Origin of the sequence: Actinomycetospora rhizophila, assembly GCF_042657905.1 — a bacterium.
GTDB lineage: Bacteria > Actinomycetota > Actinomycetes > Mycobacteriales > Pseudonocardiaceae > Actinomycetospora > Actinomycetospora rhizophila.
In genome coordinates this window covers 251,767-278,341 of the sequence record NZ_JBHSKG010000007.1, presented here as the reverse complement: position 1 = coordinate 278,341, position 26,575 = coordinate 251,767, and the positions used below count along the sequence as shown (strand labels likewise).

The following is a 26,575-nucleotide window of genomic DNA, read 5'->3' as shown; positions in this document are numbered from 1 at the left end:
CCTGCTCACGACCGGCGGGCGCACGATCTGAGGCTAGAGCTCACAGCCCTGTCGGCCAGAGTGCTGACCCGCCGGCCGCTACCAGCGCCGAGCCTTCCATGCGAACCCGGCACCCCCCATTAGTCGGACGGCGCCCGCTTCCCGGCCCGGTCGGCAGCCCGGTCCGTCTCCCGCTCCCCCGGCGGCCGGGGCTCGGGCACCCGCGGCGGGTCCTCGAAGGTGACGTCGACCGACTGGTGGTCCTTCTGCCGCTCCGACTCGGCGTACGAGGCGTAGGCGCGGCGATCGGCGACGGTGGTGTCGCGGTCGTCGGGGTACATGCTGAACAGGCTGCGCGGGTGCAGGCGGCGGTGGAGGACGGCGTCGAGCTCGGCGCAGAGCACGAACACCGACGCCGCGAGGTAGATCCACGCCAGCAGGCCCAGCACGATGCCGAACAGGCCGTACGCCGCGCTGGCGCCCTGCAGCCGGGTGCCCACGAGCCAGGCGCCGATCGTGAGCAGCACCTGCCAGGTGACGCCGGCGACGACGGCGCCGATCCAGCGGTCCCGCATGTGGCTCGGTCGCGCCGGCAGCACGTGGTAGGCCATGAGGAACAGGCCGATGTTGACCACGACGCCCGCGACGGTGGCGACGCCGCGCCCGAGCCCGCCGAGCCCGGTGGTCTCGCCCGCCGCGGTCGCGAGCGCCGACAGGCCGGCCGTCGTCACCATCCCGATGCCCACGAGCAGCACGACGAGCGCGCCCCGGCCGTAGGCGGCCCAGATGCTCGGCCGCTCGGCCCGCGGCACCGCCCAGACCTCGTCGAGCGCGTGCTGGGCGGCCTGGGTGACGCCGAGGGCGCCGTACACGGCGACGACGACGCCGACGACCAGCCCGGCGGTGCTCCCGCTGAACTCGTGCACGTTGTCGCGGATCTGGTCGCCGATCACCGGCACGTTGCGCAGGGCGGACGAGAGCACCGCCTGCTGGGCCGCCGGGTCGTCGTGGAGCACGTACCCGAGCACCGTCACGCCCAGCAGCAGCAGCGGGAACAGGGACAGGAAGCCGTAGTAGGTCAGCAGCGCGGCGAGGTAGGCGCCCTGGTCGTCGACGAACTTGTAGACGACCGCGATCGGCAGTGCGGCCCATCGGTGCCGTCGCTGGAAGGCGTCGAATCTCCGCGAGATGCCCACGGCGTCACCTCCTGGTCCCCGGGGAAAGCGGGTACCCCGTCGGGGTGTCCGTCACCGCGGACCGGGGTGGGGTGGACACTGACGTCCCTCACACGCCGTCGTCACTGGGAGGAGCAGCGTGGAGTTCGACGTGCTGGTCGAAGTGCCGCAGGGCAGCCGGAACAAGTACGAGATGGACCACGAGACGGGGCGGCTGCGGCTGGACCGCACCCTCTTCACCGCCACGCGGTACCCCGCCGACTACGGCTACATCGAGAACACCCTCGGCCAGGACGACGACCCGCTCGACGCGCTCGTCCTGGTCCAGCAGCCGACGTTCCCCGGATGTCTCGTGCGCAGCCGCGCCATCGGGATGTTCCGGATGACCGACGAGGCCGGCGGCGACGACAAGGTGCTGTGCGTGCCGAGCGACGACCCGCGCCTCGAGCACCTGCGCGACATCCACCACCTCGACGAGTACCACCGCATGGAGATCCAGCACTTCTTCGAGGTCTACAAGGCGCTGGAGCCCGACAAGAAGGTCGAGGGCCACTCCTGGGTCGGGCGCGCCGAGGCGGAGAAGGAGGTCCAGAACTCCCTGGACCGCGCCGAGAAGGCGGGCTATCGGACGTGACCCCGGACGAGACCCCGGACCCGACACCGTGACCGAGCCGCCGGACCCGCCGCCGACCATCGCGACCATGCGCACGATCGGCATGGTCTGGGCGGTCGTGGGCGTGCTGGCGATCCTCGTGGGGGCCTTCGCGACGGTCTTCGCGATCGTGATCTTCGGTGTCCTGGCGCTGGCCCTCGGGGCCGGGCTGGTCGGCATCCAGCAGGTGCGGGCCCGCTCGGCGATCCGCGCCTCGCGGACGCTGACCAACACCCCGCCGCCGCCGGCGGCACCGCCGTCGGCGGGGCCGCCGGGACCGCCGCCCGGTCCGCCCCGGCAGGGCGGGCCGACGGCGTCGGGCCTGCGGGGGTCGTCCCGCGGCCAGGAGGCCGAGGCGCCCGTCGGCGACCCCGGGGACGCAGCGGGCGGGGACACGGACCAGCAGTCCGGCGACGACGGCGAGTCCGTCGTCGTCGAGGCGGAGCCCGAGGACGCGGGAGGCGCCGCGGAGCGTCAACGCTCGTCGATGTCGATCTCCGACGAGGAGGACGGCACCGGGTCGCGGACCGACGAGGACGACCCGCCCCGCCGCGACGCGTGACGCGGGCGACACCGGGGTAGGAGGCTGTCGACGCTCGCCCGGACAGCAGCACAGCCCAGGAGGCCCCGCGTGCCGACCCCCACGCCCACCGAGAACGACCGCAACCTGCTCACCGTCGTCGCCAGGATGACCGCCCTACCGGGCAAGGAGCAGGAGCTGCGCGCCGAGCTCGAGCAGCTCGTCGAGCCGACGCTCGCCGAGGACGGCGTCGTCAACTACGACCTGCACGTCGCGGTGGACGACCCGGCGACGTTCGTGTTCTACGAGAACTGGCAGAGCCCCGGGCACCTCGAGGCGCACCTGGCCAACAGCCACCTGGTGGAGTTCGCCGGCAAGCTCGACGAGTACCTCGTCGGCGGCGCCGACGGGCTGGTGATCACCCAGCTGCAGCGCATCAAGTGACCTCCCCCGCCACACCCCGCACGGTCGCCTCGGCCATGGCCGAGGCGGCCGTCGCGTGGATCGACACCCTCGACGACGAGCAGCGCGCCACCGGCGTGTGGGCCTGGCCGGGCTCGAAGGCCGCCGACGCGGAGCGCGTGCTCTGGTACTACACGCCCACCGACCACGGCGGGCTGACGCTCCACCAGCAGCGGCCCCACCAGCAGCGCGCGGCGATGCGGCTGCTGTCCACCGGGCTCTCCGAGGCCGGCTACGTCTCGGCGTCGATCATCATGGGCCTGGAGAACGTCCTCGACCGCACCGAGGGCTTCACCGCCGGCTTCGAGCGCGACCGCGGCCGCGACCCCGGCATGTACTACCTGCGCGTCTTCGGCGACCCGGGCAGCGGCGCGCCCTGGTCGTGGCGCTTCGGCGGGCACCACGTCTCGGTCAACCACCTCGTCGTCGACGGCGAGGCCGTGGCCGGCAGCCCGTGCTTCCTGGGCGCCGACCCGATGGCCTCGCCGCTGCTCGGCGACCGCGAGCTGCGCCCGCTCGGCGGCGTCGAGGACACCGCCCGCGAGCTGCTGGCTGCCCTCGACGCCGAGCAGCGCTCGCGCGCCGTGCTCACCACCACCGCCGCCCCGGACATCATCAGCGGCAACCGGGTCCAGCCCCGCCCCGGCGACCGGCTGATCCCCCTGCCCGACCTGTGGCGCGGGCACTTCGAGCAGGAGCTCGAGGACCGCATGTGGGCGATGCACGACGGGCTCGAGGCCCAGCTCGGCGTCACCGAGGCCGACCACGCGGCGACCGAGCTCACCGCCGCGCCGCGCGGCATCGCCGGGGCCGACCTGGGCGCGGGGCAGAAGTCGATCCTGCGCGCGCTGCTCGACACCTACGTCGGCCGGATGCCGCCGGGGCTGGTCGAGCGCGAGCGGGCCCGGTTCGACGGTGACGCGCTCGACGCCGTGCACTTCGCGTGGGCCGGCGGCGTGCAGCGCGGCGACCCGCACTACTACCGGCTGCAGGGCCCGCGCCTGCTCGCGGAGTGGGACAACACCCAGCGCAACGTCAACCACGCCCACTCGGTGTGGCGCGACCCGGGGCACGACTTCGGCCTCGACCTGCTCGGCGAGCACCTCGTCGAGCACCACCTCGGGTGAGGACGGCCGCAGGACCCACCGTCACCCTCCCCGGCGGCACCCTGCGGGGACGTCGGGACGGGGACGTCGTCGTCTTCCGCGGCATCCGCTACGCCTCGGCCCCGCGCTTCGCGCCGCCCGCCCCGCCGCCGGCCTGGGAGGGCGTGCGCGACGCCGTCGAGCCCGGCCCGATCAGCCCGCAGCTGCCGGCGCGGGTCGCGGCGGTCACCGGCCCGTCCTCGGACGACGACGCGGTGCAGGACGAGGACTGCCTGCGGGTCGACGTCCGGGCGCCCGCGGCCGCGCTCACCGACGGGGTGCCGCGCCCGGTGCTCGTGTGGCTGCACGGCGGTGCCTACGTCATCGGGTCGGCGTCGACGTCCTGGTACGACACGTCGCGCCTGGTCGCCGAGGGCGACGTCGTCACGGTCAGCGTCGGTTACCGGCTCGGGGTGCTGGGCTGGCTCACCGCGCCCGGGGTGTCCGAGGGCAACCTCGGCCTGCTCGACGCGCTCGCCGCCCTGCGCTGGGTGCGCGACCACGTCGGGGTCTTCGGCGGCGATCCCGGCCAGGTCACGGTGATGGGCCAGTCGGCCGGCGCGCACGCGATCGCCTGCCTGCTGACCGTGCCCGAGGCGCGCCCGCTGTTCCGGCGGGCGATCCTGCAGAGCGGTCAGCTCGGCCTCGGGCTCTCGTCGCCGCAGCGGGCGGCACGGGTCGCGGGGTACGTCACCGAGGGGCTCGCCGGCGCCGACCCGGCGCGCGCCGGGGTGGACGTGCTGCTCGCGGCCCAGCGCCACGCGATGATCCGCGCCGCCGGCCCGGGTGGGCTCGACTCCTCGCCCGCGTTCGCGCCGGTCGACGGCGTCGCGCCGCTGGCCCCGGGCGCGACGTGGGCGCAGGCCGCGGAGGCCGGCCACGACCTGCTCGTCGGCACGACGGCGGACGAGGCTGAGACGTTCATGGTGATCAGCCCCGCCCTGCGGCGGATCCGGCAGCTGCCCCTGCTCGGGCGGGCGGCGGGCCTGGGCTCGGCGCTGGCGACACGGCGGGTGTTCACGGCGCCCGCCCTGCGCGTCGCGGACGACACGGCGCGGGCCGGCACCCGGGTGTTCAGCTACCGCTTCGACTGGCGCGCGCCCGCGTCCGGGCTCGGCGCGTGCCACTGCATCGAGCTGCCGTTCCTGTTCGGCGCCCGCGCGGCGTGGGAGGACGCCCCGATGCTGGCCGGCGCCGACTGGGACGCCGACGTCGAACCGCTCGGCGCCGTGGTGCGCGCCGCGTGGCTGCGGTTCGTGCGCACCGGGGACCCGTCGACCGCGGCGCTGCCGTGGCCCCCGCACACCCCGGGGCGGGGGCCGACGACCGTGCTGGACACGTCCGCTGTCCGGAACGGGCACACTCGATGGTGAAGGACCGTTCCCCCGAGGAGGAACCGATGCCCCTGATGCGCAGGGTTGCGGCGCTCGGCGCCGCCGTCGCCGCCGCGCGGCGGTACGCGAAGCAGAACCCCGAGAAGGTCAACCGCTACGCCGACCAGGCGGCGGCCTTGGTCAACAGCCGCACCGGCGGCAAGTACCAGAAGCAGGTCGACTCCGCGGTCCGCCAGGTCCGCAAGCAGACCAGCGTGCCCGGCCGCACCGTGCCCTTCCCCGAGCCGCAGTACTACGGGCCGCAGTCGGCGACGCGCTACCCGAGCCAGCGCACCGACCGGCAGTAGCCGGAGGCGCGGGAGAGGCCGGGCAGCGCGACGAAGGAGCGCTGTCGGGCCTTCTCCTCGTCGCCGTGGCGACGGAGGCGCGGGAAAGGCCGGGCAGCGCGACGAAGGAGCGCTGTCGGGCCTTCTCCTCGTCGCCGTGGTGACGGAGGTGAGTCCCGCGCCGGCAGCGGGCACAGACACCCCATGGGACCCAACCACCCGCTGCCGGCGCGACACCACGGACCGACCCGTTGACCGGACCGAACCCGGCCACCGTCCTCGTCACCGGCGCCACCGACGGCCTCGGCCGCGGCCTCGCCCAGGACCTCGCCCGCCGCGGGCTGACGGTCCTGCTGCACGGGCGTGACGACGAGCGCGGCAAGGCCGCCCTCGAGGAGATCCGGCAGGCGACCGGCAACGACGCCCTGGGGTGGTACCGGGCCGACCTCGCCGAGCTCGCGCAGGTCCGCGACCTCGCCGACCGCGTGGCCGCCGACCACCCGCGTCTCGACGTGCTCGTCAACAACGCGGGCATCGGGTACGACGTGCCCGGCGGCGGCGTGCGCCAGGAGAGCGCCGACGGCCACGAGCTGCGCTTCGCCGTCAACTTCCTCGCCGGCCACCTGCTCGCCCACCGCCTGCTCGGGCCGCTGCGGGCGGCCGGGGCCTCGAGCGCCCAGGGACCGGCGCGGATCGTCATGGTGTCGTCGGCGGGCCAGGCGGCCCTCGACTTCGACGACCTGATGCTGCGCCGCGACTACTCGGGCTGGCGGGCCTACTGCCAGAGCAAGCTCGCGCAGATCCTCGACGCGTTCGACCTCGCCGACGAGCTCGACCCGGCCGTGGTCACCGCGACCGCGCTGCACCCGGCGACCTACATGCCCACGAAGATCGTGCCGTCGCCGATCAGCACGATCGCCGAGGGCGTGGAGGCGACGGCGCGGCTCGCGGTCGACCCGGAGCTCGCCGGCGTCACGGGGCGGTACTACAACGGCCTGCAGGAGGCCGAGCCGGAGCCGCAGGCGCTCGACCCGCTCGCCCGGCGGCGTCTGCGGTCGATCGCCGACGAGCTGACCCGACCCTGACAGCACGTGTCAGCCTCCGCCCGGGAGGATGATCGGGTGACCCACCTCGAGAGCTCGTTCTCCATCGACGTCTGGGAGCCCGCCGAGGGTGATGCCCTCGCCGAGCCCGAGGGCCGGGGGCCCGCGACGGGCCGAGCCCTCATCCGCAAGACCTACTCCGGGCCGCTCGCCGGCACCGCGGTCGCCGAGCTGCTGACCACCCAGGGCGAGGGCGGCGCGGCCTACCTCGCGCAGGAGCGGGTGGTCGGCGAGATCGACGGCCGCGCCGGCAGCTTCGTCCTGCAGCACGGCGCGGCCGGCGGCGACGGCCAGGAGATGCGCCAGTGGGCGTTCGTCGTCGCGGGCTCCGGGACGGGCGGGCTCACCGGGCTCGCGGGCACCGGCATCATCGCCCACGAGCTGCTCACCCTGGACTACGAGCTGCCCTGATGGCCTTCGGCACCGACCCCGACGGCACCCACCGCTACCGCGCGACCGCCACCTGGTCGGGCTCGACCGGCGCCGGCTACGACGGGTTCACGCGCGCCCACCGGATCACCGCGCCGCCGGCGCAGGCCGCGCTGGAGCTCTCGAACGACCCGTCGCTGGGCGGGGACGCGAGCCGCCTGGATCCCGAGCAGCTGGTGCTCGCCGCGGCGTCGTCGTGCCAGCTGCTGTCGTTCCTCGCGATCGCCGCCCGCGCGCGCATCGACGTCACCGGCTACCGCGACGACGCCGAGGCGACGATGTCGCACGACGAGGGCCCGGCACGGATCGCGGCGATCGTGCTCCGCCCGCGGATCACCGTGGCGCCGGGCCCCGGCGTCCCGCGCGTGGAGCGCCTCGTGCACCTGGCCCACCAGGAGTGCTACGTCGCGAACAGCCTCGCCACCCCGGTCACCGTCGAGCCGACCGTCACCTTCTCCATGTGAGCGAACTTCGGGGCTATAGCCCCGAAGTTCGCTCACGTGGGCCGGTCAGCCGAGCAGCTCCGTCAGGCGGGCGCGGTAGCGGGCGACGTTGCCGAGCTTGATGTCCTCGTAGCCGCGCACCATGTCGGGCAGGCCGGCGATCTCGGCGGCGCGCGCGGTGTCGTCCATCGCCAGCAGCTCCGGCACCAGCGCCCGGTACTCGGCCACCAGCTCCCGCTCGACGCGGCGCACCTCGGCGACGCCGAACGGGTCGAGGCGCGTGCCCCGCAGGCGGCGCATCGCGCGCAGCGTGCGGTAGCCCGGCCGGAACCAGCGACCCAGCGTGATCTTGCGCTGCATGCCCACGGCCCGCAGCACCGGCGGGTGCAGCTTCCACGCGTACCGCGCCCCGTCGCCGAACTGCGCCCGGACCGACGCCTCGAGCGCCGGGTCGAGCGACAGCCGCGCGACCTCGTACTCGTCCTTGTAGGCCATCAGCTTGTACAGCCCGGTCGCGATCGCCTCGGCGAGCCGCGGATCGGCGTCGACGCAGCCCCGCACAACCTCGGCGTACGACCGCGCGTAGGACGCGTCCTGGTACGCGACGAGCTCGGGCACACGGATGCCCACGAGGCGCTCCAGCTCGCTCCCGGACGGTGCCCCGATCGACGCGACGATCTCCGCGGCCTCGGCGGCCCCGCGCGCGGTGAGCCCCGGGACCCCGGTGTCCGGGCCCGTGCCGGTGACCAGCCCGACGACCAGCGCGAACGCCTCGGGGTCGGCGACCGACTGGCGACCGCGACGGAACGCCTGCAGGTTCTTCTCGACCGCGGCGCCGTTGAGGGTGAACGCCTCCTCGACCGCCGCCGCCGGCAGCGGCAGCGCCCCGGCCTGGTACGCGGCGCCGAGCAGGATCGTCAGCGCGAACTGGTCGTCGCCGAACAGCGCGTCGGCCAGCGCCCGGGCGTCGACGACGACCCCGACGTCACGCCGGACCCGCTCGGTGATGCGCGCGAGCACCGCGTCGGGGTCGGGGAACGAGACGGTCGGGTCGACGACCATGGACCCCGTCGGCACCTTGGCCGACGAGATCGCCGCGACCGTGCGCCACGACGCGCAGGTCGCCAGGTTCGCCGGCTCGGCGGCGACGAGCAGGTCGGCGCCGAGGTAGAGGTCGCACTCGCCCTCGGCGGCCCGGCCGGCGACCTCGCTCGCGTCCCGGCTGATCTTGATGTCGGAGATGACCGCGCCGCCCTTCTGGGCCAGCCCGGTCTGGTCGAGGCCGCGCACGTGGCGCCCGGCGACCAGCGCGGCGGTGGCGAGCACCTGCGACACGGTGGTGACGCCGGTGCCGCCGATGCCTGCGAGCCGGACGGTGAACTCCGCGTCGTCGACCACCAGCGGCGGGTTCGGCAGCGCTCCGCCCTCGAGCGGCTCGAGCCCGCGCGGCGCGGCGGCCGCGCCCGGCTCCACGGTCAGGAACGCCGGGCAGTCGCCGTCGAGGCAGGAGTAGTCCTTGTTGCAGGACGCCTGGTGTATGCGGGTCTTGCGGCCGAACTCGGTGTCGACCGGGGTCACCGACAGGCAGTTCGAGGTCTGCCCGCAGTCGCCGCAGCCCTCGCAGACCCGCTCGTTGATCATCACGCGGGTGCTCGGGTCGGGCAGCAGGCCGCGCTTGCGCTTGCGGCGCTTCTGCGCGGCGCACTCCTGGTCGTGGATCAGCACGGTGACCCCGGGGGTGTCGGCGAGGACCCGCTGGGCCTCCTCGTAGCGCGCGCGGTCCCAGACCTCGACGCCCTTCGCGAGCCGGGCGCCCTTGTACCGCGACCGGTCCTCGGTGGTGACGATGATCCGCGTGACGCCCTCGGCGGCCAGCGAGCGCGTCAGCGCCGGCATCGGCAGGGCGCCCACGGCGTCCTGGCCGCCGGTCATCGCCGCCGCGCCGTTGTGCAGCAGGCGGAACGTCATGTGCGCGCCGGCGGCGACCGCCGCGCGCACCGCGAGCGAGCCGGAGTGGTGGAAGGTGCCGTCGCCCATGTTCTGGACGAAGTGGTCCGCCTCCACGAACGGCGCCATGCCGAACCAGTGCGCGCCCTCGCCGCCCATCTGGCTCAGGCCGGTGACCTCGCCGACCTGCTCCTCGGGCATCAGCAGCACCATCGTGTGGCAGCCGATGCCGGCGCCGACGAGCGAGCCGTCGGGGATGGCGGTGGTCGAGGTGTTGTGGGGGCAGCCCGAGCAGTAGAACGGCGTGCGCTTCGCGCCGGCGACGGGGGTCAGCGACAGGTCGATGCGGCTGCGGCGGGCCTTCTCGTCGCGCCAGGCCCGCACGCTCGGGACGTCGCCGTGGTCGAGCAGCCGCTCGCCGAGGCGGCGGGCGACGACGTCGGGGTCGAGGTCGCCGGCCTCTCCGAACATCGCGGCGCCGGTCGGTCCGCGCTTGCCGAACACTCGCGGCGCGTCCGCCCGGCCGTAGAGCAGCTCCTTGATCTGGGTCTCGAGGAAGGCCCGCTTCTCCTCGACGACGACGATCTCGTCGAGCCCCTCGGCGAACTCCTCGACGATCCCGGGCTCCAGCGGCCAGGGCATGCCGACCCGCAGCAGGCGCACGCCGTGGCGCTCGAGGGCCGCGTCGTCCAGGCCGAGGGTGGTCAGCGCCTGGCGCAGGTCGAGCCAGCTCTTGCCGGCCGCGACGACGCCGAGCCCCGCGGGCCCGTGGCCGACGATCCGGTTCAGGCGGTTCGCGGCGGCGTAGCGCTGCGCGAGGACGAGCCGGGCGCGGTAGAGGTCGCGCTCGATGGGGCCGAGCGCGGGCTGCAGCAGGGTGGCCGACGGGGTGTGCGACCAGGGCTTCCCGTCGATCGTCGTGTCCGGCACGACGGGGCGCAGGCGGTCGGGGTCGACGTCGACGGTGCCCGAGCCGTCGGCGACCGCGGTGACCATCTTCAGCGCCGTCCAGAGCCCGCTCACCCGCGAGAGCGCGACGGCGTGGCGCCCGAGGTCGAGGACGTCCTGGGAGTCGGCCGGGTAGAGCACCGGGACCGCCATGTCGGCGAGCGCGGCCTCCGAGGCGCAGGGCACGCTCGACGACTTCGCCGCCGGGTCGTCACCGACGAACGCCACCGCCCCGCCCCGGGGGTGGGTGCCGGTCAGGTTGGCGTGGCGCAGCGCGTCGGTGGCGCGGTCGAGGCCGGGGGCCTTGCCGTACCAGTAGCCGACGACCCCGTCGCGGGTCAGGCCGCCGGTCGCGGCGGCGAGCTGGGTGCCCTCCACCGCGGTCAGCGCGATCTCCTCGTTGAGCCCCGCGGCGAAGACGACGTCGTGCTCGGCGAGCAGGTCGCGGTGGCGGGCGAGCTCGAGGTCGTAGCCGGCGAGCGGGGAGCCCTCGTAGCCCGAGATGTAGCCGCCGGTCCGCAGCCCGTCGGCGAGGTCGGCGCGGTGCTGGTCGAGGGGCAGGCGCACGAGCGCCTGGACGCCGGTGAGGTGGATGCGCCCGCGGGTCATCGCGTAGCGGTCGCGCAGGGACACCGGACGGCGCGGCTCGTCGTCACCGGACGGCGGGACGTCGAAGGCGGGCGGGCGGACGTCGACGGTCATGGCGGACCTCCTGGGTGGTCCGGCGCACGGGGCGCGGGGTGGGCACCGAGAGCCGGGCCACACGTTGTGGCGGTGACCCAGAAGGTAGGGACCTACTCGCCAGTGGTCTATCGTCGTGTTCATTGACTGGGCCATTGGTCCAGTCCCGGTGCCCTCCGACTGATCCGCTTCGGCCATTGGACGAGCCATGGACCTCGACGACCTCGACCGCGCCCTCCTGCTGGCCCTGCTCGAGCGCCCCCGGGTCGGGCTGCGCGAGCACGCGCGGGCGCTGGGGATCGCGCGCGGCACGGCGCAGGCCCGGTTCCTGCGGCTGCAGGAGCGCGGGGTGATCGTCGGGTTCGAGCCGCAGGTCGACCCCGAGGCGCTGGGCTACGACGTGCACGCCTTCGTCACCCTGCACATCACCCAGGGCCGGCTCGACACCGTGGCCGAGCACCTCGCGACGATCCCGGAGGTCGTGGAGGCGCACACCATCACCGGCGACGGCGACCTGTGGGCCCGAGTGGTCGCCCGGACCAACGCCCACCTCGAGCACGTGGTCCAGGGGATCATCGGCACCCCCGGGGTGGAGCGCACCCGTACGGAGATCGCGCTGACCGAGCGGGTGGCCCACCGCGTCCTGCCGCTCGTGCGCGCCCTGCCCCGCGGGCGCCGGGGGTCTTGACCTCGACCACCCTCGAGGCCGCACGGTGGGTCCATGAGCATCGAGGTGCAGGCCGTGGCGGGCGGGGCGCTGTCGGACGCCGAGGTCGGCGAGTACCTGGACCGGATCGGCCTCTCCGGGCGGCCGGCGCTCGCCGAGCTCACCCGCGCCCACGTCGAGGCGATCCCGTTCGAGAACGTCGACGTCGTGCTCGGCCGGCACCGCGGGATCGGGCTCGACGCCGTCGTCGACAAGCTCGTCCGCCGGCGCCGGGGTGGCTACTGCTACGAGCACGCGCGGCTGTTCGCGGCCGTCCTGGAGCGCCTCGGGTACCCGGTGCGCACCGTGATGGCGCGGGTCCAGGCCGACCGCGGCGGGCCGCGCACCCACCGGGCGCTGATCGTCGACGACCAGCTCGTCGACGTCGGGTTCGGGGCGGGGATGCTCGTCCCGATGCCGCTGCGCGACGGCGCCGTCGTCGACCAGGCCGGCTGGGAGCACCGCCTCGAGCGCGAGCCCGACGGGCAGTGGACGCTCGTGCGCCCCACCCGGGCGGGCGAGGAGCGCGCGTACCTGCTGGACCCGCGGCCCTCGCAGCCCGCCGACGACGAGGTCGCGCACCACTACACGCCGACCCACCCGTCGTCGCCGTTCACCGGCCAGCTGGTGGTCATGCGCCTCGCGCCGGGGGTCAGCCGCCGCCTCGTCCGCCACACGCTGACCACCGAGCACGCCGACGGGCGGGTGGAGGAGGTCCCCGTCGACGACGTCGTGGACGTGCTGGCCTCGCTCGACGTCGACCTGGCGCGGGACGAGGCCGCGGCGCTGCGGGACTGGTGGTCTACTCAGGACCGTGATCGGTGAGCTCGCGCTCGACAGCACCGCCGAGCAGGTCGGCGACGGCGTCCACGAGATCGTCCTGTCCGACCGCTGGGGCCTGCTCGACGGGCGGCTGAACGGCGGCTACCAGCTCAGCGTCGCGCTGCGCGCCCTCGCGGCCGAGCTCCCGCTGCCCGACCCGGTGGTCGCGTCCGCGTCCTACCTGCACCCGGCGTGGCCCGGACCGGCGCGGGTGGTGACCGAGGTCGTGCGGGCCGGCCGGCGACTGGCCACGGGGACGGCGCGGCTCGTGCAGGCCGGCCCGGACGGCACCGAGCGCGACGTGCTGCGCCTGGAGGCGACGTTCGCGGACCTCGCCGCCTCCCCCGCCGACGCCGTCGACCGCACCGCGCCCCCGGAGCTGCCGCCGTTCGAGGCGTGCCGGACCTTCGGCGGAGCGGACGCGCCGGACACCGCGACGGTCGGGCAGCGGATGCGCTACGGCGTGCCCGCGCTGCCCGGCTGGGTGCGCGGGGAGCCGTCGGGCGACCCGCACGCCGAGTTCTGGTTCGCCTTCGCCGACGGGTCGGACGCGACCCTGATCGACCTCGCGTTCGTGGTCGACGGCGCGGCGCCGGTGGTGCTCGAGCTGGGCCGCGGGTCGAGCACCGCGCAGCTCACGGTGCACCTGCGCGAGCACCCCGCCCCCGGGCCGCTGGTCTGCCGCACGGTGACCAACCACCTCGCCCACGGGCTGCACGACGAGGACGTCGAGGTGTGGGACTCGCGCGGCGTCCTCGTCGCCCAGTCGCGCCAGCTGGCGCTGCTGCTCTAGATCCCGGTGCCGCCGAGCGCGCGCAGGACGGTCGTCACGAGCAGCTCCGCCCGGGCCGCGACCTCGTCCCGGCCGGCCGGCAGCACGGGCGAGTCCGCGGGCAGGTCGTTGACCTCGTGGAGCAGGGCCAGGTAGACCCGGCGCCCCCAGGTCGGGTCGGCGGCGGCGATCGCGCCGGCGTCGCGCAGCCGGACGAAGAGCCGGTCGAGACCCTCGAGGACCTCCGGGGTCACCGAGGCGGAGAGCTGCACGGCGAACCGGTGGGCGATCTTCAGCGTGAAGACGGTCTCGGTCATGCGCAGCATCGCGGCCACCGGCGGCGCCGTGTCCGTGTGCGCGTCGGCGAGACCCTGCACATAGCGCGCGGCGAGCTGCGCGGCCAGGGCGTCCAGCAGCGCGGTGCGCGAGGAGAACCGGCGGTGCACGGTGGCGCGCGCGAGGCCCGCCGCGTCGGCGATGCGTTCCAGGGACGCCGACTCGTCGGTGGCGAGCACGTTCTCGGCCGCCTCCAGGATCCGTGCCGTGCTGCGCTCGGCGTCGGCCCGCACCCGGCGGGGCGCCGCGTCCTCGTCCATGCCCCTCCCCTGTCGCCGACACCCTACCGCCGACAACTGCGACATCGGTGGCGCAGCTCGTCGTTCATGTGCAACATTAGTGTCGCACTTAGCGGGTCGACGAACAGGAGCACGACATGGACCTCCAGCTGCGCGGCAAGCGCGTCCTGGTCACCGGCGCGAGCCGGGGACTGGGGCTCGAGATCGTCCGGGCGTTCCTCGCGGAGGGGGCCTCCGTCGTCGCGACCGCCCGCCGCAGCACCGCGGAGATCGAGGCGACCGGAGCGGTGTTCGTGCCCGCCGACCTCGCCACCCCCGACGGTCCCCGCCGGGTCGTGGAGGCGGCACTGGCGGCGGACCCGCGGCTCGACGTGCTGGTCAACAACGCCGGGGGCGGCGACATGCCGGCCGACGGCTTCGCCGACGTCTTCGACGGCGAGGACGACGACTGGGCCTCGATCTTCGCCCTCAACCTCGACGCGGCGCGGCGGACCACCCGCGCCGCCCTGCCCGCGCTCACCGCGGCCCGCGGTGCCGTGGTCACCATCAGCTCCGACAGCGCGCGACGCGTCGGCGCGGAGCCCCTGCCCTACCGCGTCGCCAAGGCCGCGCTCAACGCGTTCTCGCGCGGCCTCGCCGAGAAGGTCGGGCCCACGGGGGTCCGCGTCAACACCGTGTCCCCGGCCGGCATCCGCACGCCGTTGCTCACCGGGCCCGACACCTTCGTGGCCCGCCTGGCCGCGGACATGGGCGTCGACCAGGACACGTTGCTCGCCGCGCTGCCGAAGCAGGGCGGCATGCTCACCGAGCAGCTCATCGAGCCCGACGAGGTCGCCCGCGTGGTCCTGCTGCTGGCGTCCCCGACCGTGCCGAGCGTCATCGGCGCGAACTGGGGTGTGGACGCCGGCAGCGTGAAGGCGGCCTAGGTCCAGTACAGGACGCGGGCGGCGGGGAGGCGCTCGGCGAGCTCGGCGGTCACGTGGGCGCGCAGGTCGGCCATGACGTCGTCGGGGTAGACGTGCTTCACCGCGCCGAACCTGCCGCGCTTGGTCCGGCGCTGCTCGGGGTCCATCTCGAGCCGGGTGCGCGGGTACCAGGTCTCGAGGGTCTCCTTGCTGCCCGGCGTGAAGCGGTGGGTGATGCACTCGGCGGTGAGGTCGAGGTCGTCGATGCCCTCGAGCGCCGTGGCGACCCGCCCCAGGAGGTCGCTGTAGGCCGTCCGCCAGTCCCCCACCGGCATGATCGGCGCGATCGTCAGCCCCACCGGCCAGCCGGCCCGCGCCATCGTCGCCAGCGCCTCGATGCGCGACGCCACGGGGTCGGTGCCGCCCTCGAACCGGCCGGTGACCGCCTCGGGGCCGACCGAGAACCGCAGCCGGGTGCGCCCCGCGTGCGGCAGGTCGAGCAGTCCCGCGACGTCGGCGAACTTCGTGGTCGCCCGCAGCTGGACCGGCCCGGCGAACTCGTGGGTGCCGACGTGGCGGATCGCGGCGGACAGGCTGCCCGTGACGTGCTCGATGCCCAGCGGGTCGGTGTAGCAGGACGCCTCGAAGGTCGTGCCCTCGTCGACCCGGGCGGCGTCGGTCGAGGTGATCGTGCCGTGCCCGACGTACGCGTCGAGGCCGCCGAGGATCTCCTCGAGGTCGCCGAACACGCGGGTCACCGGCGGGCCGGTCAGCGAGCCGGCGAGGTAGCAGTACTGGCAGTGCGCCGGGCAGCCGCGCGCGAGGTCGACGCGCCAGTCCGCGCTCGGCGGGATCGGGTCGAGCTTGCGCGCCGACGCCGGGCTCGTGACGACCGCGAGGGTCGATTTGGCGCGGGTGTAGGTCTCGCGCTCGCTCTCGCCGCGCAGGCCGGTGATGCGGTCGCCGCGCAGCAGCGCGACGTCGTCGACGCCGGCCGCCTCGCAGCGGCGCAGGATCTCCGCGGTGTGGGGGTGCTCCTGGGCGGAGCGGGTGACGAGGACGTGCTGCGGGGTCCAGAGACGGGGGCGCGGCCGAGCCGCCAGGGGTGTCGTCATCGCGTCCGGATCAACACCGTGGCCGCCCGGCGACTTCCGCCCGGACGGGGTGATTGGGCCGATCGAGCGCGGGATACTCACCGACGTCCGGCGTGTCGTCGGTCACACCCATCGAGGTTCGGGAGGCTCCCGTGTCCGCTCCGCCCACCGGCCCCGACCTGCGCCCGGCCGCGCTCGACGACGCCGCTCTCGACGAGCTCCACCGCCTCGAGGAGCGCCTGGGCACGCCCGTCGTCGCCTACGAGGCGGCCAGCCCCTACGCCGAGCTCAGCGCCGAGCAGCTCGCCGAGATCCAGCGCACCGAGTCCGCGCTCGGCGTGCGCCTGCTGGCCTACCGCGCCTGAGCGAGCGCGGCGCGGACGTGCAGCAACCGCACCCCGCGCCGCTCCGGGGTCGTGATCTCCGGGACGAACCCGCCCGCCGTGAGGTGGTCGCGGAGCCGGTCGACGACGTCCGTGCGCGGTGCCGCGCCCCCGTCGGAGCCGTACACGAGGTGCAGCACGCCGTCGGGCCACAGGGCGTCCGCGAGCACGGCGAGCTCCGCGCGCGCCGGGCCGGTCCAGAACGCGTTGACGTTGATCGCGAGGGCGACGTCCGCCGGCTCCGCCCGGTGGAGCGCGAGCGGGGTCGTGTGCACCGCGAACGCCCGGCCGGCAAGCCGGGCCGCGGTGGCCGCGGTGGCCGTCGCCGAGCGGTCGAGGCCCGTGTACCGGCCCCGGGGCAGGCGGTCGAGGAGCAGCGCGGCGGCCACGCCGCGCCCGCACCCCACCTCGAGCACGCGCGCGTCGGGGGCGGGGTCGACGAGCTCGACCGCGGCCACGAGCCGGGGCGGGACCGTCATGGGCTGATCCAACATCGACCGCACCGCCACCCCATAGAGTGGTCCGGGTCACAGGCTGCCGAGCAGGGGAGGTCCGGGCATGCCCACGGTGGAGACGGTGCGGGGGCCGGTGGACGTCGGCGATCTCGGGACGACGCTGATGCACGAGCACGTGTTCGTGCTCAGCCCGGACATCATGCAGAACTACGGCGACGAGTACTGGGACGAGGAGGTCCGGGTCGCCGACGCGATCGAGAAGCTGCGCCGGCTGCGCGAGCTCGGCGTCACCACGATCGTCGACCCCACCGTGGTCGGGCTCGGCCGCTACATCCCGCGCGTCGCGCGGATCAACGCCGAGGTCGACCTCAACATCGTCGTCGCCACCGGGCTCTACACCTTCGACGAGATCCCGCACTTCCTGCACTACCGGGGCCCGGACACCGTCCTCGGCGGCGACGAGCCGATGACCGAGATGTTCCTGCGCGACATCCGCGAGGGCATCGGCGGCACGGGGATCAAGGCGGCGTTCCTCAAGGGCGTCGTCGAGGAGCGAGGGCTCACGCACGACCAGACCCGCATCCAGCACGCGATCGCGGCCACCCACGTCGAGACGGGCGTGCCGATCACCGTGCACACGAACGCCGCGCACCAGACCGGGCGGCTCGCGCTGGACCTCTACGAGAAGGCCGGCGTCGACCTCACCAAGGTCGTCATCGGGCACGCCGGCGACAGCAACGACCTCGACTACCTGCGCGAGATCGCCGACCGCGGCGCCACCATCGGCGCCGACCGCTTCGGCATCGACGTGTTCAACCCGACCGACCAGCGGGTCGCGACCATCGCCGCGCTCTGCGCCCAGGGGTACGCCGAGAAGATCGTGCTCGCGCACGACGCCTCCTGCTACATCGACTTCTTCTCCGGCGCGAGCCAGGCGACGAAGGAGCAGATGCTGCCGAACTGGCACTACGAGCACATCCACCGCGACGTGCTGCCGGCGCTGCGCGAGCAGGGCGTCACCGACGACCAGATCACGACCATGCTCGTGGACAACCCGCGGCGGTACTTCTCGTGAGCCCCACCCCGCTCGGCCGGGGGCCGGCGCCGTTCGACACCTCCGGCATCACCCGCGGCGCCGACGGCGTCGCGCGCTACGACCACCTGGCGCCGTCGGTCGTGGCGATGGTGCGCGCGTCGGTGGAGCGCCACCCGGACGTCGAGGCACTGGTCGAGGTCGGGGGCGAGCGGGTCACGTACGCGCAGCTCTGGGAGCGCGCCGCGCGGGTGGCCGGCGGGCTCGTCCTGCAGGGCGTGGGTCGCGGCGACCGGGTGGCCTCGCTGCTGCCCGCCGGCCTGGACTGGGTGGTCGGGTTCCTCGGCACCCTGCTCGCCGGCGCCGTGGCGGTGCCCGTGAACACCCGGTTCGCCGCGCCCGAGGTGTCATACGTCCTCGAGGACAGCGCCGCGGCCGCCGTGCTGCGGCCCGGCACGCCGCTGCCCGACGGGCACCCCGAGGCCCTCGACGACCTCGTCCCCGGCGACCTGGCCGCGATCTTCTACACGAGCGGCACCACCGGGCGACCCAAGGGCGCGCGGACCACCCACGGCAACTTCCTGTCCAACGTCGAGACCGCGATCCGGGTGATCGGGATCGACCGCGCCGTCGGGCCGTCGCTGCGCAACCTCGTCTCGGTGCCGCTGTTCCACGTCACCGGGTGCAACTCCCAGCTGCTCGTGCAGCTCGGGCTGGGTGGCACGACGGTGGTGCTGCCGGTGTTCGACGGCCAGGCGTTCGTGAAGACGATCGTCGAGGAGCGCATCGACACGCTGGTCAGCGTCCCGGCGATCTACGGGCTGACGCTGGCGCGCGACGACCTCGGCGTCGACCTCTCGCACGTGCAGCGGATCTCCTACGGCGGCGCCCCGATCGCGCCCGCCCTGGTGCGGCGCCTCATGGAGCGGATGCCGCAGGCCCGGCTCGGCAACGGGTTCGGGCTCACCGAGACCTCGTCGATCGCCACGTTCCTGCCCCACGAGTGGGCGGCCGAGCACGCCGACTCGGTGGGGTTCGCGGCGCCGGTCGTCGACCTGGCGCTCGCCGACGTCGACGACGCCGGGGTCGGCGAGCTGCTGATCCGCGGCCCGAACGTCGTCGACGGCTACTGGGCGGCACCCGAGGCGACGGCGCGCACGTTCGTCGACGGCTGGCTGCACAGCGGCGACCTCGCGCGCGTCGACGACGGGATCGTGCGGATCGTCGACCGCGCCAAGGACGTCATCAACCGGGGCGGGGAGAACGTGTACTCGGTGGAGGTCGAGAACGCGCTCGCCGGCGCGCCCGGGGTGGCGGACGCGGCGGTCGTCGGGGTCCCGGACGACGTCATGGGCGAGAAGGTCGGGGCGGTGCTCGTCGGGTCGGCGATCGACGTCGGGGAGGTGCTGTCGTACCTCGACACCCAGATCGCCGACTTCAAGGTCCCGCAGTACGTCGTGGTCTCCGCCGACCCGCTGCCCCGCAACCCCGGCGGCAAGCTGCTCAAACGGACCCTGCGCGACGGCACCGACTGGGGCGCGCCGGTCCGGGGCCGCTGAGTATGTGAGCACTTTCCGGGCCCATAGGCCCGGAAAGTGCTCACATGGGGGGGCTAGGAGCGGGGCTGCGGGACCTCGGCGGCGGCGACGCCGTGCGACCCGGGGAGCAGGTCGTCGGGGTGCTGGTCCTCGGGGCCGAACCAGGGGTGATCGACCGGGCGCTCGCCGGGGCGGCCGGCCGCCGGCTCCGGGGCGCTCGGCGACTCCGGGCGCCCCGGGGCCGGCAGGACCCGTCCGGCGCGTGTCGAGACGACGGCGATGCGCTCGCCGGTCACCGTCCGGCCCGCGTCGATCGCCCCCGGCGCGTCGGCGGGCAGGCGGGTCAGGGCCACCCGCAGGTCCTCGACGGGCAGCGGGCGGGTGTGCGTGACGATCGTGGCCACGGACGCGGTCAGCGGGACGTGCGGGTAGCCGTCGGAGGACAGCTCGAGCTGCTCGGCGACCTCGTCGCCCAGCCCCGCGAGGTGACGCGGCGACGCGCCGGGGACGACGACGAGGAACTCGCGCCGGCTCAGCCGCACGGCCGCGTCCACGGGCCCGAGCGGCTGGCACAGCGCGGCCGCCACCTTGCGCGCGGCGTGGTACTCGGCGCGGGGGTCGTCGAACGCCCCGTCGAGGCCGGCCACGTCGACGAGCGCCAGGCCGACCGGCAGCTCCGTGGTCCCGCCGGGCGACGACCAGCGCTCGAGGAAGTCCGGGGTCGGCAGGCCGCTGGACGGGTCGGTCGCGGCGGAGCGGTGCGCGTCCGCGGCGCGGTGGGCGTCCTCGAGCTGCTCGCGCAGGGCGCGGCTGCCCGCCTGCGCGGTCTGCATCCGCGTGATCATGTGCGCGAGCGACGCCGTCGCCCACGCCTCACCCGGCGTGCCCCCGCTGCCCGCGACCTCCTCGCCGCTCGCCATCACCTCGCCGAGCAGGGCGTCGAGGCGCCGCAGGAGCGGGTCGGGGATCCGCGTGCCCAGGGCGAGGCGCAGCCGGGCGAGCTCCGCCCCGGCCTGGGCGCGGGCGTAGCCCCAGCGCCCGCAGAACTGCCGGCCGGCCTCGGCGGTGTGCTCGTGCGCGTCGTAGGCGTGCTGGTCGGTGGCGACGAGGAACGCGCCGGTCCCCGGGCCGACCGCGACGACCGTCCACTCGTCGGCGAGCTTCTCGTCCGGGTCGAGGAGCACCGTGTGCACCCCGCGCGGCGGGTCGTGCTCCTCGCCGCGGACGAACCCGACGACCACCTCGGCGCCGGCCTCCGCGAGGCGCTCGTAGACGACCCGCTCGCGCTCGAAGAACTCGAGGCGCTGGAAGAGCGCGATCACCACGGTCGGCGTGTCCGGCCCGGTCATCGGACTCGACATCACCGCCTTCTCGATCGCGTGCGAGACCGCGACGAGCAGGCGCTTGGGCACCGGCGTCGGCCGCCCGCCTGCGGCGTGCTCCCACGTGCGCCGGGGCTCCTCGTCGAGGCGGGTGCGCGTGGCGCGGGCGGTGGCCTCCGCGACGGCCTGGGACAACGGGCCCGCGACCCCGGAGGTCCCGCCGGGCCGCACCGCGGGCACGGGAGGGACGGTGGGCACGACAGCAAGGGGTGTACTGCCGTTCGGGTGACCGGTCACCGGGGTCTCCTGCGCTACGGGGCGATGCGGGTGGCCCCCCTCGTTCCCCGCCGCCGGCCGTCCGCACCACGTCCGCCCCGCGCGAGCGGCGACACGCCGTTCCCGCGCGCCGAGGAGATCCGGGTCACCCGATCGGCTCGCCACTGACCGTGTCGTTCCTCGTCACCGCCCGTACGTGAGCACTTTCCCGGCCTATAGCGCCGGAAAGTGCTCACATGGGGGCGACCAGGACCACGTCGAGGCGGCGGGGGCCGTGGACGCCCTCGACGCGGTCGAGCTCGATGTCGCTGGTCGCCGAGGGGCCCGACACGAAGGTCAGCGGCCCGTCCGGGTCCAGGCGCGCGAGGGCCTCGGGCACCGACGACACCACCGCCTCCGCGCGCACCACGCACACGTGGTGGTCGGGCACCAGGCTGATCGCCCGCCGCCCCTGGTCGACGGCCCGCGCGTCGAGCACGAACGTGCCCGTGTCCGCGATCGCCACCGCGGCGCCGGTGACCACGGCGTCGACGCGGTCGAGCTCGGCGACCGCGAGCGGCGGCTCGTCGGGACGGACGCGCGCGGTGACCTCGGCGAGCCAGCGCGCCGGCAGCCCGGGCGGGGCGACGACGGTCGTCGCGCCGGCGTCCTCGAGCACGCGCGCGATCGCCGCCGACACCGCGTCCTCGTCGGGGACGCGGTGCACCGTCGCCCGGTAGTCGGTCAGGGTCTCGGTCAGCCGCTCCACGGCCGCGGCCGACCCCGGCGGGTGCGCCCCGGTCCGGCGGTAGTCCCGCGGCACGTCGGGCGACGTCGAGCCGCCGGCGTCGCGCGCGGCCCGCAGCCGGGCCAGCACCTCGTCACGTGCGTCCACGACGCTCCCACCACTCCCGGAACGTCTCCACCGGCGGCGGGGGCATGTCCCGCGCCCCGAACCACGCCGCCGCGCCCGGCCCGGGCACCGAGCGGATGCGCCCGGAGCGCCCGAACAGCCGCCCCAGCTTCATCGCCCGCTCGAGCAGCGAGAACCGCCCGGGCGTCGCCATCGCGGCCGCCGCCGCGCGCATCGCCAGGTCCTGCGCGGTCGGGCGCCCGTGCGCCTCGACGGCCGCCGCGCGTTGCTGCACGAGCAGGTGCGGGATGTCGATGCGCACCGGGCAGGCGTCGAAGCACGCCCCGCACAGCGACGACGCGTAGGGCAGCGAGGCGTTGACGTCGTCGGGGCCGTCGATGCCCGTGAGCTGCGGCGAGAGCACCGCGCCGATCGGGCCGGGATAGATCGACCCGTACGCGTGCCCGCCCGCGCGCTCGTAGACCGGGCAGACGTTGAGGCACGCCGAGCACCGGATGCAGTGCAGCGCCTGCCGCCCGTCCGGCGAGGCCAGGACGTTCGAGCGGCCGTTGTCCATCAGCACCAGGTGGAACGTCTGCGGCCCGTCGCCCGGCGTGACCCCGCTCCACGTCGACGTGTACGGGTTCATCCGCTCGCCCGTGGAGCTGCGCGGCAGCAGCTGCAGGAACACCTCGAGGTCCGACCACGTCGGCACGATCTTCTCGACGCCCATGACGGTGATCAGGGTGTCGGGCAGCGTCAGGCACATCCGCCCGTTGCCCTCGGACTCGACCACCGAGATCGTCCCCGTGGCGGCGACCGCGAAGTTGACCCCGGAGATGCCGACCTTCGCGGACAGGAACTTGCGCCGCAGGTGCGTCCGGGCGGCCATCGCGAGCCGGCGCGGCTCGTCGGTGAGGTCGGGGTCCACGTCGGGCATCTCGCGCAGGAAGATGTCGCGGATCTCCGAGCGGTTGCGGTGGATCGCGGGGACGAGGAAGTGCGAGGGCTTGTCGTCGGAGAGCTGGACGATGAGCTCGGCGAGGTCGGTCTCGAGCGCCGCGATCCCGGCCGCGCCGAGCGCCTCGTTGAGCCCGGTCTCCTGGGTCGCCATCGACTTGACCTTGACGACCTCGTCCGCCCCGGTCGCCCGCACGAGGTCGACGACGATCCGGTTGGCCTCCTGCGCGTCCCGCGCCCAGTGCACGACGCCGCCCCGCGCGGTCACGGACGCCTCGAGCTGCTCGAGCAGCTCCGGCAGCCGCGCCATGACGTCGGCCTTGAGGCACTCGCCGGCGCGACGAAGCTCCTCCCAGTCGTCGACCTCGCCGACCACGGCGGCGCGCTTGGCGCGGATCGTGCGGGTGGCGTGGCCCAGGTTCTGGCGCAGCTGGGTGTCGGCCAGCGCCCGGTGCGCGGCGACGGGGAACGGCTCGCGGCCGCGCAGGTGCCCGTGCGGGTCCGACGCGACGGTCGGCATGCCCAGATCGGTCGTCATCGCGCCTCGCTCATGATCGCGTCGGGCACCCGGGGCGACTCCTCGGTCGAGGCCAGGATCTCCGCGAGGTGCACCGTGCGCACCCCCGAGCGCAGGCGCGAGAGCCCGCCGCCGATGTGCATGAGGCACGACGTGTCCCCCGCCGTGCACACCTCGGCGTGCGTCGACAGCACGTTCGCCATCTTGTCCGCGAGCATCGCCGTGGAGGTCTCGGCGTTCTTCACCGCGAACGTCCCGCCGAACCCGCAGCACACCTCGGCGTCGGGCAGCTCGGTCAGCGTCAGGCCCCGGACCTCGCGCAGCAGGCGCAGCGGCTTGTCGCCGACGCGCAGCATGCGCAACGAGTGGCACGTCGGGTGGTAGGTGACGCGGTGCGGGTAGTAGGCGCCGACGTCGGTGACGCGCAGGACGTCGACGAGCAGCTCGGAGAGCTCGTAGGTCCGGGCCGCGAGGTCCTCCGCGGCCCGCGCCAGCGCCTCGTCGCCCCCGCGCCGGGCGACCATCCCGTGCTGGTGGCGCACGCACCCCACGCACGATCCCGACGGCGCGACGACGACGTCGGCGGCGCCGGAGAACACGTCGACGTGGTGGCGCACCAGCGGCAGCGCGAGGTCGAGGTAGCCGGTGTTGACGTGCATCTGGCCGCAGCAGGTCTGGTCCGCGGGGAAGACGACCTCGTGCCCGAGACGCTCGAGCAGCTCGACCGTGGCCCGCGGGGCCTGCGGGAACATCGCGTCGCCCAGGCACGTGGCGACGAGGGCGATCCTCACGGGGCTCCTCGGCATCGGGGTGGTGGTGGCCCCCGAGTGTCCCCCGCGCGGTGCCGGCGCCGCTCGCTCAGCGGGCGGGGAACTCCAGCAGCCAGAACTCCGACCGTGTGGTGACCCAGGCGCGGGAGCCGTCGCGCGTGCCGGCGACCCCGAACGGCTGCTGCCCGACCGGGACGGTGCCGATGACGTCGTCCCGGCTGTTGATCACCGTCACCGTGGAGCCGGGTGCGGCCTCGCTGCCGTAGCTGGTGACGAGCACCTCGCGCCCGTCGCCGGTGACCGCGACACCGATCGGCCCGTTCAGCCCCTCGGTGATGGTCGCGGTCACGGTGTCGGAGGCCGTGTCGATGACGCTCACCGACCCCTGCGGGGCCTGCGCCGTCCCCTGGCTCGCGACGTAGGCGTGGCGCCCGTCGGGGGCGACGGCGACGCCGCGCGGGGTGTCGCCGACCCGGATCGTGCCGGTCACGGCGTTGGTGGCGGTGTCGACCACGGAGACCGTGTTGCCCACGCCGGTGAGCACGCCCTCGTTCGCGACGTAGAGCTTGCGGCCGTCCGGGGACAGCGCGACGCCGCTGGGGCCCTGGCCGACCGGAACGGTCGCGGTGACCTGCCCGGCCGCGAGGTCGACCACCGACACGGTGCTGCCGGGGGCGGCGTTGGTGCCCTCGTTCGCCACGTAGGCGACGCGCCCGTCGGGACTCAGCGCGAGCCCCGACGGCGCGGGCCCGACCTCGATCCGCGCCGTGACGCGGTTCGCCGACGTGTCGATGGTCGTGAGCACGCTGCCCGGCGCCGCGTCGGTGCCGCGCTCGCTGACGTAGACGCGTGTCCCGTCCCCGCTGACGGCCAGGTCGCCCGGGAAGGTGCCGACCGGAACCGAGCCGGTGACCTGGTCGGTCGCGGTGTCGACGACGGCGACCGACGGCGACGGCGTCGGGCTGCCGCCCAGGCCGCTGACGAACGCCCGGCGCCCGTCGGGGCTCACCTCGACCCAGCGGGGGCTCTGCAGCGGCGGGGCCACCGCCCGCGCCGTCGGGACCGCGCCCGGGGACCAGAGGTCGAAGACCCGGTCGGCCGCGTACGCGCCGCCGCCCAGGAGGAGGAGCGCGGCGAGTCCCACGGCGACCCACCGCCACGGCCGGCGCCGCCCGGCCGGCTCCTCGAGGCCGGGCGCGGGCGGGCGGCCGGGGGTCGGCGCCCCGACGCGCGTCCCCGCCCCGCCGGATCCCCCGGCTCCGTTCGGCCCGCCGGACGCCGCCGTCACCGGCCCCGTCCCGCCCGCGTCGTGCCACCCCGGGCCCGGTCCGGGGCGCGCCGGCGCGGTGCCCGGGCCGGCCGTCCCCGCCCCGAGCAGCGAGGTCGCGGCGCCCACCGGGGCGGTCCCCGTCCCCGTCCGCCCGGCGGCCTCGAGGGTGGCGTCGGCCAGCGCGCCGGGGGTGGGGAACCGGTGCGCGGGGTCCTTGGCCATGCCGATTGCGACGACGCGGTCGAAGACCGCCAGGTCCGGCCGGGCCCACGACGGGGCGGGCACCGGCTGGTGCACGTGCTGGCCCATGTGCGCCACCGGGTCCGGGCCCGGAAAGGGCCGCGCTCCGGTGAGGATCTCGTAGAACAGGCACACCAGCGCGTACACGTCGCTGCGGAACGTCGCCGGCTCCCCGGTGAACAGCTCCGGCGCCATGTACGCCGTCGTCCCCAGCACCGTGCCCGTGCTGGTCAGGTGCGCCGCGCTCGGCCCCGCGACGCGGGCGATGCCGAAGTCGACCAGGAAACAGAAGTCGCCGCCGCGCTGCCCGGTCAGCAGCACGTTCGACGGCTTCACGTCGCGGTGGACGAGCCCGGCGGCGTGGGCCGCGTCGAGCGCCTCGGCGACCTGGCTGACGATGTCGACCGCGCGCCCCGGCGGCAGGCCCCCCGGGTGCGCCCGCACGGCGGCCGCGAGGTCACCGCCGTCGACCAGCCGCATGTCCACGAACAGCCGGCCGTCGATCTCGCCGAAGTCGTGGATCGGGATCACGTGCAGCGAGGACAGCCGCGCGGTCAGCCGCGCCTCCTGCTGGAACCGCGCACGGAACGCCGGGTCGGCCGCCACCGCCCCGCCGAGCAGTTTGAGGGCGACGGGACGCTCACGGCGCGTGTCGAAGGCCTCCCAGACCTCGCCCATCGCACCGCGCCCGAGCAGACGCCGCAGCTCGTACGGGCCGAACACCTCGCCCTCGGCGCCCACCTGACCACTTCCCTCCGCCCGACGCCCCCCGGGCGACCCGCGCCGTAGGTTAACGCCGTCCCCCGGACGACGGACCGGTCACGCACCGTCCGTCGCCGAGCGGGGACCCGCTCCGGCGCACCGCCGTCCGGGTGGCGGGCCCCGGGACACCCTCCTGGACACACAGCGCACCGGGGCGGACCCTGTCCGTCACGATCCTGCTGGTCACGGGCCCGCGCTC

26 protein-coding genes are annotated in these 26,575 nt (G+C 75.2%); 16 read left to right on the top strand and 10 right to left on the bottom strand.

What is annotated here, in order from left to right; genetic code table 11:
• Positions 1-119 precede the first annotated feature (119 nt).
• Positions 120-1,175, bottom strand: coding sequence for a YihY/virulence factor BrkB family protein (locus ACFPK1_RS16005; protein ID WP_378021922.1), 1,056 nt, complete (start codon positions 1,173-1,175; stop codon positions 120-122).
• A 118-nt stretch (positions 1,176-1,293) separates the two neighbouring features.
• Here ACFPK1_RS16005 and ACFPK1_RS16000 point away from each other — a divergent pair, with 118 nt between their 5' ends.
• The 9 genes from ACFPK1_RS16000 (at position 1,294) to ACFPK1_RS15960 (ending at position 7,589) form a co-directional block, all read left to right on the top strand.
• Positions 1,294-1,788, top strand: coding sequence for an inorganic diphosphatase (locus tag ACFPK1_RS16000; RefSeq protein ID WP_378021921.1), 495 nt, complete (start codon positions 1,294-1,296; stop codon positions 1,786-1,788).
• A 28-nt stretch (positions 1,789-1,816) separates the two neighbouring features.
• Entirely contained in the window at positions 1,817-2,368 is a 552-nt protein-coding gene (locus ACFPK1_RS15995; protein ID WP_378021920.1) for a hypothetical protein, read from the top strand.
• 69 nt (positions 2,369-2,437) lie between these two features.
• Positions 2,438-2,770 (top strand): putative quinol monooxygenase, encoded by a 333-nt coding sequence (locus ACFPK1_RS15990; protein ID WP_378021919.1) that lies wholly within the window; start codon positions 2,438-2,440, stop codon positions 2,768-2,770.
• Positions 2,771-2,805: 35 nt separating this feature from the next.
• Positions 2,806-3,915: a DUF3500 domain-containing protein gene (locus ACFPK1_RS15985; RefSeq protein WP_378021918.1), complete on the top strand. Its 1,110-nt coding sequence runs from the start codon at positions 2,806-2,808 to the stop codon at positions 3,913-3,915.
• The gene (locus tag ACFPK1_RS15980) at positions 3,912-5,306 is read left to right on the top strand and encodes a carboxylesterase family protein (protein WP_378021917.1); all 1,395 of its coding nucleotides are present in this window, start codon (positions 3,912-3,914) and stop codon (positions 5,304-5,306) included. Before ACFPK1_RS15985 ends, ACFPK1_RS15980 begins: the two co-directional genes overlap by 4 nt.
• Before the next feature lie 26 nt (positions 5,307-5,332).
• On the top strand, positions 5,333-5,614 hold the full coding sequence (locus tag ACFPK1_RS15975) for an antitoxin (RefSeq protein ID WP_378021916.1): 282 nt from the start codon (positions 5,333-5,335) through the stop codon (positions 5,612-5,614).
• Positions 5,615-5,844: 230 nt separating this feature from the next.
• Entirely contained in the window at positions 5,845-6,678 is an 834-nt protein-coding gene (locus tag ACFPK1_RS15970) for an SDR family NAD(P)-dependent oxidoreductase (RefSeq protein WP_378021915.1), read from the top strand.
• 36 nt (positions 6,679-6,714) lie between these two features.
• Entirely contained in the window at positions 6,715-7,107 is a 393-nt protein-coding gene (locus ACFPK1_RS15965; RefSeq protein WP_378021914.1) for a DUF3224 domain-containing protein, read from the top strand.
• Positions 7,107-7,589 carry an OsmC family protein gene (locus ACFPK1_RS15960; protein ID WP_378021913.1) on the top strand — a complete coding sequence of 161 codons (483 nt, stop codon included), beginning with the start codon at positions 7,107-7,109 and terminating at the stop codon, positions 7,587-7,589. The genes ACFPK1_RS15965 and ACFPK1_RS15960 overlap by 1 nt, the downstream gene beginning before the upstream one ends.
• A 45-nt stretch (positions 7,590-7,634) precedes the next feature.
• Here ACFPK1_RS15960 and ACFPK1_RS15955 read toward each other — a convergent pair whose 3' ends face one another.
• The gene (locus ACFPK1_RS15955) at positions 7,635-11,165 is read right to left on the bottom strand and encodes an indolepyruvate ferredoxin oxidoreductase family protein (RefSeq protein WP_378021912.1); all 3,531 of its coding nucleotides are present in this window, start codon (positions 11,163-11,165) and stop codon (positions 7,635-7,637) included.
• Positions 11,166-11,352: 187 nt separating this feature from the next.
• On the opposite strand from ACFPK1_RS15955, the gene ACFPK1_RS15950 reads away from it, so the two are divergent.
• From ACFPK1_RS15950 to ACFPK1_RS15940, 3 genes are read left to right on the top strand one after another with little or no spacing between them, the layout of a single operon-like run.
• Entirely contained in the window at positions 11,353-11,832 is a 480-nt protein-coding gene (locus ACFPK1_RS15950) for an Lrp/AsnC family transcriptional regulator (protein ID WP_378021911.1), read from the top strand.
• Between the two features lie 33 nt (positions 11,833-11,865).
• Positions 11,866-12,675, top strand: a complete 810-nt coding sequence (locus ACFPK1_RS15945) for an arylamine N-acetyltransferase family protein (RefSeq protein ID WP_378021910.1) — start codon at positions 11,866-11,868, stop codon at positions 12,673-12,675.
• A complete protein-coding gene (locus tag ACFPK1_RS15940) occupies positions 12,665-13,465 on the top strand; it encodes a thioesterase family protein (RefSeq protein ID WP_378021909.1) in 801 nt (266 codons plus the stop codon). The genes ACFPK1_RS15945 and ACFPK1_RS15940 overlap by 11 nt, the downstream gene beginning before the upstream one ends.
• Here the strand turns inward: ACFPK1_RS15940 and ACFPK1_RS15935 are convergent.
• Positions 13,462-14,040, bottom strand: a complete 579-nt coding sequence (locus tag ACFPK1_RS15935; RefSeq protein WP_378021908.1) for a TetR/AcrR family transcriptional regulator — start codon at positions 14,038-14,040, stop codon at positions 13,462-13,464. The genes ACFPK1_RS15940 and ACFPK1_RS15935 overlap by 4 nt on opposite strands.
• A gap of 116 nt (positions 14,041-14,156) precedes the next feature.
• On the opposite strand from ACFPK1_RS15935, the gene ACFPK1_RS15930 reads away from it, so the two are divergent.
• Entirely contained in the window at positions 14,157-14,945 is a 789-nt protein-coding gene (locus ACFPK1_RS15930) for an SDR family oxidoreductase (RefSeq protein ID WP_378021907.1), read from the top strand.
• Here ACFPK1_RS15930 and ACFPK1_RS15925 read toward each other — a convergent pair.
• A complete protein-coding gene (locus ACFPK1_RS15925) occupies positions 14,942-16,039 on the bottom strand; it encodes an SPL family radical SAM protein (protein WP_378021906.1) in 1,098 nt (365 codons plus the stop codon). The two genes, ACFPK1_RS15930 and ACFPK1_RS15925, sit on opposite strands and share 4 nt — an antisense overlap.
• Positions 16,040-16,170: 131 nt before the next feature.
• Here ACFPK1_RS15925 and ACFPK1_RS15920 point away from each other — a divergent pair, with 131 nt between their 5' ends.
• Positions 16,171-16,383, top strand: coding sequence for a hypothetical protein (locus ACFPK1_RS15920; protein WP_378021905.1), 213 nt, complete (start codon positions 16,171-16,173; stop codon positions 16,381-16,383).
• Here the strand turns inward: ACFPK1_RS15920 and ACFPK1_RS15915 are convergent.
• Positions 16,371-16,880 carry a methyltransferase gene (locus ACFPK1_RS15915; RefSeq protein WP_378021904.1) on the bottom strand — a complete coding sequence of 170 codons (510 nt, stop codon included), beginning with the start codon at positions 16,878-16,880 and terminating at the stop codon, positions 16,371-16,373. The genes ACFPK1_RS15920 and ACFPK1_RS15915 overlap by 13 nt on opposite strands.
• Positions 16,881-16,959: 79 nt before the next feature.
• Between ACFPK1_RS15915 and ACFPK1_RS15910 the strand changes: the two genes are divergently transcribed.
• Together ACFPK1_RS15910 and ACFPK1_RS15905 are read left to right on the top strand one after the other, a co-directional pair.
• Positions 16,960-17,931 (top strand): phosphotriesterase family protein, encoded by a 972-nt coding sequence (locus ACFPK1_RS15910; protein ID WP_378021903.1) that lies wholly within the window; start codon positions 16,960-16,962, stop codon positions 17,929-17,931.
• Positions 17,928-19,448 (top strand): class I adenylate-forming enzyme family protein, encoded by a 1,521-nt coding sequence (locus tag ACFPK1_RS15905; protein WP_378021902.1) that lies wholly within the window; start codon positions 17,928-17,930, stop codon positions 19,446-19,448. Before ACFPK1_RS15910 ends, ACFPK1_RS15905 begins: the two co-directional genes overlap by 4 nt.
• Positions 19,449-19,501: 53 nt before the next feature.
• Here the strand turns inward: ACFPK1_RS15905 and ACFPK1_RS15900 are convergent, their stop codons facing one another.
• From ACFPK1_RS15900 to ACFPK1_RS15880, 5 genes are all read right to left on the bottom strand, one after another.
• Positions 19,502-20,989 (bottom strand): DICT sensory domain-containing protein, encoded by a 1,488-nt coding sequence (locus ACFPK1_RS15900; protein WP_378021901.1) that lies wholly within the window; start codon positions 20,987-20,989, stop codon positions 19,502-19,504.
• Between the two features lie 268 nt (positions 20,990-21,257).
• A complete protein-coding gene (locus tag ACFPK1_RS15895) occupies positions 21,258-21,899 on the bottom strand; it encodes a LutC/YkgG family protein (RefSeq protein WP_378021900.1) in 642 nt (213 codons plus the stop codon).
• Positions 21,886-23,355, bottom strand: coding sequence for a LutB/LldF family L-lactate oxidation iron-sulfur protein (locus ACFPK1_RS15890; RefSeq protein WP_378021899.1), 1,470 nt, complete (start codon positions 23,353-23,355; stop codon positions 21,886-21,888). The genes ACFPK1_RS15895 and ACFPK1_RS15890 overlap by 14 nt, the downstream gene beginning before the upstream one ends.
• The gene (locus tag ACFPK1_RS15885; RefSeq protein ID WP_378021898.1) at positions 23,352-24,125 is read right to left on the bottom strand and encodes a (Fe-S)-binding protein; all 774 of its coding nucleotides are present in this window, start codon (positions 24,123-24,125) and stop codon (positions 23,352-23,354) included. The genes ACFPK1_RS15890 and ACFPK1_RS15885 overlap by 4 nt, the downstream gene beginning before the upstream one ends.
• Before the next feature lie 67 nt (positions 24,126-24,192).
• The gene (locus ACFPK1_RS15880) at positions 24,193-26,355 is read right to left on the bottom strand and encodes a protein kinase domain-containing protein (protein ID WP_378021897.1); all 2,163 of its coding nucleotides are present in this window, start codon (positions 26,353-26,355) and stop codon (positions 24,193-24,195) included.
• Positions 26,356-26,575: the final 220 nt, after the last annotated feature.